General features: G+C 76.1%; 1 protein-coding gene and 1 pseudogene. Both read left to right on the forward strand.

Going from position 1 to position 2,049, the window contains the following annotated elements:
* Positions 1-1,490: DEAD/DEAH box helicase (locus ACOV8S_RS05185; protein WP_448316336.1), on the forward strand; the 1,490-nt coding region annotated here is incomplete at its 5' end.
* Positions 1,487-2,049, forward strand: a pseudogene (locus ACOV8S_RS05190) (hypothetical protein); the annotation flags it as partial. The gene ACOV8S_RS05185 and the pseudogene ACOV8S_RS05190, both read left to right, overlap by 4 nt.

Here is a 2,049-nt window from a genome sequence, read left to right on the forward strand (position 1 = left end):
GCCTGGTGGCGGGCCCGCAGCCCACCTCCCCGCCCACCGGCCTCGACGCGGAGCTGCGCGACTACCAGCTGCGCGGCCTCGCCTGGCTCGACCTGATGACCTCGCTCGGCCTCGGCGGATGCCTCGCCGACGACATGGGCCTGGGCAAGACGATCACCCTGATCGCGCTGCACCTGCGGCGCGCCGAGCGCGACCGGGCCGGTGAGGACGGGGCCGGCGGAAAGCGTGCCGGGCGGCCCACGCTGGTGGTCTGCCCCGCCTCCCTGCTCGGCAACTGGCAGCGCGAGATCCACCGCTTCGCCCCCGGCGTGCCCGTCCGCCGCTTCCACGGCACCGGACGCACGCTCGCCGACCTCGACGGCGGCTTCGTCCTCACCACGTACGGCACCATGCGCTCCGCCGCCGAGGAACTCGCCGGGGTGGGGTGGGGGATGGTCGTCGCGGACGAGGCGCAGCACATCAAGAACCCGTACTCGGCGACGGCCCGCGCCCTGCGCACCATCCCCTCGCCCGCGCGGGTCGCGCTCACCGGCACCCCCGTGGAGAACAACCTCTCCGAGCTGTGGGCCCTGCTCGACTGGACCACCCCCGGTCTGCTGGGGCCGCTGAAGTCCTTCCGCGCCCGGCACGCCCGCGCGGTGGAGGGCGGCGAGGACCCGGACGCGGCGGAGCGGCTCGCCCGCCTGGTCCGGCCCTTCCTGCTGCGCCGCCGCAAGTCCGACCCCGGCATCGTGCCGGAACTGCCGCCGAAGACCGAGACGGACCGCCCGGTTCCGCTCACCCGCGAGCAGGCGTCGCTCTACGAGGCGGTGGTCCGCGAGTCCATGCTGGTCATCGAGGGCAGCGAGGGGATCGCCCGCCGCGGCCTGGTCCTCAAGCTGCTGACCTCCCTCAAGCAGATCTGCGACCATCCCGCGCTCTACCTCAAGGAGGGCGTCTCACCGGACCGGGCCCGCGCCGACCGCTCCGGCAAACTCACCCTGCTCGACGAGCTGCTGGACACGGTCCTCGCCGAGGACGGTTCGATGCTGGTCTTCACCCAGTACGTGGGCATGGCCCGGCTGATCACCGCGCACCTCACCGCCCGGTCCGTGCCCGCCGAGATGCTGCACGGCGGCACCCCCGTCCCCGAGCGGGAGCGGATGGTCGACCGCTTCCAGGAAGGCGGGACGCCCGTCCTGGTGCTCTCCCTCAAGGCGGCCGGCACCGGCCTCAACCTCACCCGCGCCGGGCACGTCGTGCACTTCGACCGGTGGTGGAACCCGGCTGTGGAGGAGCAGGCCACCGACCGCGCGTACCGCATCGGGCAGACCCAGCCGGTGCAGGTGCACCGGCTGATCACCGAGGGCACGGTGGAGGACCGCATCGCCGAGATGCTCGAGGCGAAGCGGGCGCTGGCGGACGCGATCCTCGGCTCCGGCGAGGCGGCCCTGACCGAGCTCACCGATCGCGAGCTCACCGATCTCGTCTCCCTCCGGAGGCCGGCATGACCCCGCCGCACGTTCCCGGCCACGGCGACGCCGCCGACGACCACCCGGGCCGCGAGGGCGGCGCGGAGGCCGCCATCCGCGAGGACCTGCACGGCACGGGTGCGGAGGCCGCTTCCCGCGAGGGCCTGCGCGGCACGGGTGCGGAGCCGCTCGCGGCAGAGGACCCGGGCGGCCGGCCCGACAAGGGCGCGACCTCCGGTGACGGCACGCGCTCCGGCGGTGGTGCGGCCTCCGGGGGTGATCTCGGCCGCCCCGGCACGAGCGGGAGCGGCGGTGACGCGGTGGTCCGGCGCGGGGACGCGGCGGACGCGGACACCGCGGCGGACACGGACGCCGGGGACCCGGCGGCAAACCCGGCTGAGGCCGCCCGCCGTGCGCTGCGGGTGGCACGGGCGTTGGCACGCCCCGCGACGCCGGGGGAACGCGGCACCGAGCGTTCCGGCCCGGCCGCGTCCCCCGCGGCGGCTCCGGCCGCCGGGACGAGCCCTTCCGCCGCTGCCCGCGCGGCGATCCGTCGCCGTCCGGCGGCTGCGGACGCCGCGGCCGAACGGCTGTCTCC

The organism is Streptomyces sp. CO7 (assembly GCF_053474865.1).